Source organism: Desulfovibrio sp. 1188_IL3213 (assembly GCF_036763145.1).
Taxonomy (GTDB): Bacteria; Desulfobacterota; Desulfovibrionia; order Desulfovibrionales; family Desulfovibrionaceae; genus Desulfovibrio.
This window is the reverse complement of record NZ_JBAIYR010000094.1, coordinates 1-7,008: the sequence shown is the minus strand read 5'-3', so window position 1 is coordinate 7,008 and position 7,008 is coordinate 1. Positions and strand designations below refer to the sequence as shown.

The 7,008-nt window shown below is 60.4% G+C and carries 5 protein-coding genes and 1 pseudogene; all 6 read left to right on the top strand.

The window, feature by feature from the left end; all coding sequences use genetic code 11:
• Positions 1–771: pseudogene (locus V6C16_RS05990) on the top strand (acyltransferase domain-containing protein); the annotation flags it as partial.
• 47 nt (positions 772–818) lie between these two features.
• On the top strand, positions 819–2,285 hold the full coding sequence (locus V6C16_RS05985) for a TolC family protein (protein WP_333534596.1): 1,467 nt from the start codon (positions 819–821) through the stop codon (positions 2,283–2,285).
• A complete protein-coding gene (locus V6C16_RS05980) occupies positions 2,285–3,229 on the top strand; it encodes an HlyD family secretion protein (protein ID WP_333534595.1) in 945 nt (314 codons plus the stop codon). Before V6C16_RS05985 ends, V6C16_RS05980 begins: the two co-directional genes overlap by 1 nt.
• Before the next feature lie 9 nt (positions 3,230–3,238).
• Positions 3,239–4,645 carry an oligosaccharide flippase family protein gene (locus V6C16_RS05975; RefSeq protein WP_333542888.1) on the top strand — a complete coding sequence of 469 codons (1,407 nt, stop codon included), beginning with the start codon at positions 3,239–3,241 and terminating at the stop codon, positions 4,643–4,645.
• 381 nt (positions 4,646–5,026) lie between these two features.
• Entirely contained in the window at positions 5,027–6,061 is a 1,035-nt protein-coding gene (locus V6C16_RS05970; protein WP_333534866.1) for a 4Fe-4S dicluster domain-containing protein, read from the top strand.
• Positions 6,058–6,549, top strand: coding sequence for a FeS-binding protein (locus V6C16_RS05965; RefSeq protein WP_333534867.1), 492 nt, complete (start codon positions 6,058–6,060; stop codon positions 6,547–6,549). The genes V6C16_RS05970 and V6C16_RS05965 overlap by 4 nt, the downstream gene beginning before the upstream one ends.
• Positions 6,550–7,008 lie beyond the last annotated feature (459 nt).

The following is a 7,008-nucleotide window of genomic DNA, read 5'->3' as shown; positions in this document are numbered from 1 at the left end:
TTTTCCGACCTGCGCTTTCACGAGCCGCCGCTTTTGCCGCCCGGCATTACGCGCGAGTGCCGCCTGACTACGGAAGCCGAACCCTGGCTCATGCAGGACGGCGTCATGACCCGCATGTGCAGGGGCGAACTGGCAGTACGCGACATAACGGCCAACGGCAGGCGTCTCGACAGATACACCCCCGTAGCCGGCGGCATGACCCTGCTGGCTGCCGGCAGCGGGCAGGTCCCCCCCCTGTGGCCGCACGAAACCGGCGTCCCCGGAAGGGAACACCATACCGCTGTCCCCGGTCTGAACGCCGAAGTTTTTTATGAGGCCGTCGGCCTTGGCGCCCCCTGGCGCATGTTGCGAGATTTTTTGGTTTTACCGGGACACAGGTATGCGGCACGCTTGAATCCGCCGCATGCGGCCATTGCCCCCGAAGGCAATAAAGGCTATACTGACGTTCTGCATGTGGTGGAGGGAATGGTGCAGGCTGCCTGGCTGTCCATAGCACAGGAAGCTGAAAACAGCGGAGCGGACATGACAGCGGCGGTCCATGCGGTGCGCTGCTGGCGGCTGCATGCGGCCGGTTTTATCCGATTCGGGGCCGAAAGGGGCAAAGGCCCGTGGCATGTGGTGCTGCGCCGCTCCTGGTCGGATCCCCGGCTGTTGCGCTTTGACGGCCAGGCCGTTGATGAGCGCGGCCGCATCTTCCTTACCCTTCATCATCTGGAATTTGACCGACGGGACCACGAATCCTCGCGCCTTGGCGCGCTCCCGCCGCAATAACCGTGACCTTACCAACGCGCCGGGCGCGAGCCTGTAAAGGGTGCCAGATGCCGCATAACGCACGTACATTCCTTCCAGCGCGGACCTATCTTCCGCTGCTGCTTGTTCTGACCCTGTTTTTCTCTGCCTGCGCCTCCAACAAGGCGGGCCTCAAATCGCCGGAACTGCCCGCCAGACACTGGCTGGAAGAGGCCCCCGGCGTACCGGTGGAAAACAAGAGCAAGCTTGAGGCCGCGGTTCCCAATCTTTATGATCCCGCCAAGGTCTTCACCTTTGAAGACTGTGTTTTTCTTACCATCCAGCAATCGCCGCTTCTGGTGAACAGCGCGGTGGACCTGGAAATCAAGCGCGTCGCCCTTACCGACGCCGTGTGGAAGTATCTGCCAGAGCCGCGCATGACCTTGCAGGTCAGCAACAACCTCACGCAGTACAACATGAACCACAAGGATACCCCCGGCGATTACGGGCGTACCAAGTTTACCGTGGGTTTTTACGCGGCCTTTCCCAATCCTGTTGCCAGCTATTTTGAGCATCAGGTGCAGAAGGCCATGGTCAACCTTGCCATCTCCACGCACCGCAAGGCCGTGGGCGAGGCCATCTACAAGATCGGCCAGGCGTATCTGCAACTGCAGGCACAGAAGAAAATCGTCAAGGCGCAAAAAGAACTGCTGCCCATCGGCAAGGAACTGATTGCCTACTGGCAGCAGGTGGAAGCCGTTGACGGCCGCCAGGGGGTTTCTCTCAATCTTGCCATGCAGCACCAGCGCGAGCTTGAACTCATGCTGGAGCAGACCAAGATGAAAGAAACCATGCAGCTCACCCAGCTTAAAATACTGGCGGGCGTTGATCCCCAACAGCGCCTGGATGTGGACACCTCCAGCGCCGAAGAGATCCTGCGCGGCTTCAACGGGCGCAGGCTCAAATGGGACGAACGCTGGACAACCACCGAAGACGACCTGCTGCTGCGCGGCCAGATCAAGCTGGGCGACTATAACATCATGGTTGCCTGGGCGCAGTACATTCCCGACATGAGCATTGCCCTCAACAACAGCCCGCCGGCCGGTCAGTACCAGCCAGCCAGCGGCAGCGAAGACACCTTCCTGCACCTGAACTTCAGCTTTCCCCTGCTGGACTGGGGCCGCCGTTATCGCGGCGTGCAGACTGCCCGCATGCAAAAGGCGCAGGCATTTCACGAGATGGCCCGCAAACGCACCGACTATTCCAACCGGTGGCTGCAGGCCGAACAGAACGTGGCCCTGGCCGAAACCGAACTCAAGCTCGCGCGCACGCGCTTTGACACGGCGGCCATGCAGTACAAGGAAGCCCATATTTCTTTCAATGAAGGCATCGCCGAGCTGCCCGCCGTGGCCGACAGAAAGGAAGCCATGGTGCAGGCCCAGATAGCCCTTATCCGCGCCGAGCTGACCTGCGAACTGGCCCAGCTTGAATGGATGTATCTTTCCACGGCGCTTCAGGAACATTTCCTCGGCCTGCCCGCCAAAGAGGTGCTGTAATGCAACGCCTTGCCCGTATATGTCTCCCCGCCGCGCGGGGCCTGGCAGCCACACTGGCCCTGCTGGTCAGCCTGGCATTCGCCGCCGCAGGCACTGCTGCCGAGGGCGGCAAAAGCGGCGTGACCATTCTGACCGGCAAAGTGGTGACAACGGTTACACGAGCCGTACCCATGCCCTTTAACGGGGTTGTGGACGCTGTGCTTGTCAAACCCGGCGAAGCCGTGGAAGAAGACGCCCCCCTCATGCGCTACCACCTGCACGAAGACGCCGAGCGTACCTTGCAGCGCGAGGTCATGCAGGGGGCCGGCACAGAAAGTCTCAAGGGGCAGGTTCTTGATCTTGAACGCAAGCTGGCCGAAACCATCGCCCAGCGCAACAAGGCGCGTCAACTTGCCGCATCGGGCCTTGGTTCCCGCCAGGCTTCAGGGCGTCTTGAAGAAGACGTGACCTCTTTGCAGCGCCGCATCGAGCTTACCACCACTACCATCAAAAAAGCTGAAAACAGCTTTTCCATCCGCCTTAAGGAACTGAGCAGCTACTTTGGGCAAGAGATCAAGGAAGGCGAAATTCTGCCTGAAACCCTTACCCTGACCTCTCCCATCAAGGGCTATGTGCTCTCGCTTGACGCCACCCTCAATCCGGGCTCCCTGCTTCCTGCCGGCAGCATGCCCATCAGGGTGGGGCAGCTTGACCCCGTGCTGATCCAGGTTCCCGTGTACGAGGCCGAAATCAGCGGCATCGCGGCAGGTGACAAGGTAGACGTGGAAATCCCCTCGCTGGGCAACAAGATATTCCCCGGCAAGGTCAACGAAATATCCTGGGTTTCCAACGACATGAGCGTCTCGAATCCGTCTTACTACACGGTGGAGATCACGGTTCCCAACCCAGATCTGGAACTCAAGCCCGGTTTCAAGGCCGTCGTGCGTTTCGGGGGCGGCAGGTAAAGCCCAGGCATGAAGCTCAAGAGCATCCCCCGCAGGCTCGGCTATATTCTGGGCGCGCAATGGACGCGCGACCTGGCATGGACGGCCTTTACCATCTTGCTGGCCCGCCGCAGCCCGGACATTATGGGCCAGATCGTGTTGGCCCTCACATTCGGTTATCTGGTGAAAACCATTGCCGATGTGGGGCTTAACGATTTTCTGCTGTCCACCTTTGCCCGGCGCGAGGGCCGCCCCAGGGCGCTGCTTGGTGAAGTCACGTGGCTCAAGCTCGTTGTGCTGGTGCTGGCCCTTGCCGCAACCTGGCTGGTAACAGGCTGGCAAAACTACAGCCCGGAACTGCGCCTTATTGTGCTCTGCATTGCCGCAGGCCTTGGCCTTGACGGCGTAAGCGACTCTTTTTTTGCCCTGTGTCAGGCCCGTGGCCGACAGGATGTGGAAATGCGCATCCGTGTGCCGTCGGCTCTCATCGGCATCGGCTTCGGCATCGCCTGCGTGGTTATGGGCGCGCCGCCCATTGTCATCGCGCTGTACAAACCCATCGAATCCGTCCTCTGCATCATTTTCGCCCTGGCGGCGCTGGGGCGCAACCCCCTGACCGGCGTGGGCAAATCCGGCATGCTTGATCTTGCGCGCCAGATGAAGCACGGGCTTATTTTTACCTGCATGGCCGCCTGCGCCATGTTCTATAACAAGATCAACGTCATCTTTCTCAAACAGTATGGCGGCAATGCCGATGTGGGCGGTTACGGGGTTGCCTGGGAAACCATTGAAGGCTTGTCTGTTCTGGTTTCCAGCGCCCTGCTCGGCAAGGTCATATTTCCTTTGCTGGCAAGGCACTGGCAACAGGACAGGGCCGCCTTCAGCCAGTTGGCGGGCCAGACGGCCCGGACGCTCTGGGCAGCGGCCCTACCCATAATTTTTCTTATCTGTGTGGAAAGCGACCGCTTTTTGCCCTTTATTTACGGGCAAAACTATGAAAGCGCCGTCCGCGCCCAGCAACTGCTTACCCCGTGTCTGGCCACGGCCTTTTTGCATAACCTGGCAGCCTACGCCATGATCGGCATGCGCCGCCACCGCCTGCTGCTGGCCTTTTATGTAAGCGGCCTTGTGCTCAACATCATCTGCTGCTTCACGCTCATTCCGGCCATGCCTCTTGAGGGCGCGGCCCTGTCCCTGACCATCACCAAGGTGTGGGTCGCCATTCTGACGGTGGGCTTTTTCCAGTGGGCCGCCCGGCCCATGAGTGCGGGGCAATGGCTGCTTATGCTGGCTGCCATCATGGCGAGCCTGGCCCTGTGGCAGATCGCGGGCAAGGTGGCCCCGCGAGAGGTTGCGGAACTTGTGGGCCTTGTTCCCCTGCTTGCCCTTTTCTGGCGCTGGCGGCCACCGCCGCCCTTTGAAAAAAAGACGGCCTGATCCACGCATTGCGCAGCGCAAACGCAGATCTACAGCCCGGAGGCGCCAAATACAGATGGACAGGCGCAAGGCATTCAGGCCCACGCGTACAGGAACAGCGCCAACGGGTTTACAAAACCGTCCCGCAATGGTTACCTCGTTGACACGAGCACGCGGTACCGGCGGCACACGCGCGTAAGCCTCGACACTCGGCAGACCGCCCCGCGCGCCTCAAACATTCCACACTGTCAGACCATCCACGCCCCCGGCGCACCATCAGGTGCGTACCGGGCACGGCATCACGGCAGACCGCGCATTGCGACCGCCCCGCTGCCGCCCCGTTTTTCTTCCGCCTCGCGTTGACGCGAACCTCCTGCTCCGCGTACCATGTGTACATAATCCATGAAAAGACATGGCAAAGACCTTTCAAGGGACAGCATGGCAAAAGACTTTTTACCAGAACGCAGAAGCCTTCTTAAAGGGCTGACATCCGCAGCCGGAGCCGCCGGTCTTGGTCTGGCAGGCATTCAGCCCGCCCGAGGCATGGCCCTGCGCCTGTCCACAGACGCTGTGGACTGCTGCACCATCATTGACGTTGATCGTTGTACCGGCTGCGGCGCGTGTGTAACCGCCTGCCGGGATCGTAATCTTGCCGGACTGCCCATTCCGCGGAAACCCATCCCCCGCCCGGTCCCCTCCTGGAAGCCAATCATCGACTGGTCTGAGCGACAGGACGTCACGAGCCGTCTGACCCCATACAACTGGCTGTACATCCAGTCCTGCACCCTGTCGGGGCGTCGCGAGGGGCATAAGGTGTTTATGCCGCGCCGCTGCCTGCACTGCCTCAATCCCCAGTGTGTGAGCCTGTGTCCGTCAGGCGCTGCTCGTCAAAGTCCACAAGGCGCTGCCTACATTGACGAATCCATGTGTTTGGGCGACGGGTCCTGTCACCGGGCCTGCCCCTGGGGCATCCCGCAGCGTCAGTCTGGCGTGGGGCCTTACCTCAAGATAGCGCCACGCTATATCGGCTACGGCCTTGTATTCAAATGTGATTATTGCCGAAGCCTGCTGGAGGAAGGCCAGACGCCCGCTTGCGTGGCCGCCTGTCCGTCCGGGGCGCAGAGCATCGGCCCCCGCAACAAAATGGTGGTTCGTGCCAAAGAAATGGCGAGCCTGCGACGGGGAGAGCTTTTTGGCCTTACGGAAAACGGTGGAACCAACACCATCTACGTCTCTTCCATTCCTTTCAGAGACATTGAAGCCGCCATGCTGCAGCAGGGGCAGGTAGACATCGGGCAGCCCAGCCTGCGCCCGGCCAGAGCCAGCATGGAAAAAGAAAACAGCCTGCTTGACCTTGTGTTGGCGGCCCCCCTGGCCGGAGCAGCCCTCGCTTCATTGCGCCTGTGGCGCGACCGGCGAAAGGAGCGCAAGCCATGATTCGTCCGCACCGACGACGGGAACTTTTTTCCGGCCTGTTTCGTGTCCTGTGGTCTGCAAGCCTTATGACCGCTGTATTTTCCGGCCTGGCACATTTGCCGTTTGCGGTGCGCTTCGGGCTGGTAGGCTGGGACAACCGGGCCTCCCTGTGGCATTACTATGCGGCTGCGGCCCTGCTTATGCTCAGCACCTATGCCGTCATCATCTGGTGGCGGCAGGGCAGAAAGGACCTGCGCCTCACCGTGGGCGGGTGTCTGCGGGCGTCACTGATCGGCGCCCTTATTCTCAGCGGCCTGACCCTGGTGCTGCACAACCTGCCGGACGTGGCCTTTTTTGGTGAAACCTACGCGATGATCAAGCTCTGCCACCTGACCTGCGCCCTCATTCTTGCACCGGTTCTGCTGATGCAGATAATCCTGCGCCTGACCGGGCGCTCCCCCTGCCTCATATCCCGCGCGGATTCCGCAGCGCAGGGAACGCAAAAATAATAGTGCGTTACCCTCCAAGAGGAAATACTACTGCCCAGCGGACAAGTCTGTCAGAGCAGATTAACTTTGAGAATGTACATTCTCAAAGTTAAAGCCACGCTCACTTCGGCGTTTAACCGCGCAGATAAACTGTGCTTACGCCTCCGTAGCGAACGTCTGCTCACGCAGCCGTCAGAGCAATTTCAAAGTGAAACTGTTCTATTTGCGGAGTTCTCACAGCCCTGACTTTTTCATACAGGGAGAAAGCAAACGATGGCATTGCGCGGCGCGCAGGGAGATCACCCGAACGAAGTGAGGGAAGCTCCCGCAGCAGAGGCCGCGCAGACCTCGCGAAATTACGGAAGCAGGAAGGCCCGGCAGGATTGCCCGGAGTGAGTGCAGATGTGGCCCTGAGGGTTGATGGAATATGGAAAGCCCGGCGGGGGTGCTTCGGGGGGGATGCAAGGGGGGCCGAGAAGG

Excerpts from the sequence above, each read along its gene's own strand:
- V6C16_RS05985 (WP_333534596.1), top strand. The coding sequence starts at position 819 with ATGCCGCATAACGCACGTACATTCCTTCCAGCGCGGACCTATCTTCCG.
- V6C16_RS05980 (WP_333534595.1), top strand. The coding sequence starts at position 2,285 with ATGCAACGCCTTGCCCGTATATGTCTCCCCGCCGCGCGGGGCCTGGCA.
- V6C16_RS05975 (WP_333542888.1), top strand. The coding sequence starts at position 3,239 with ATGAAGCTCAAGAGCATCCCCCGCAGGCTCGGCTATATTCTGGGCGCG.
- V6C16_RS05970 (WP_333534866.1), top strand. The coding sequence starts at position 5,027 with ATGAAAAGACATGGCAAAGACCTTTCAAGGGACAGCATGGCAAAAGAC.
- V6C16_RS05965 (WP_333534867.1), top strand. The coding sequence starts at position 6,058 with ATGATTCGTCCGCACCGACGACGGGAACTTTTTTCCGGCCTGTTTCGT.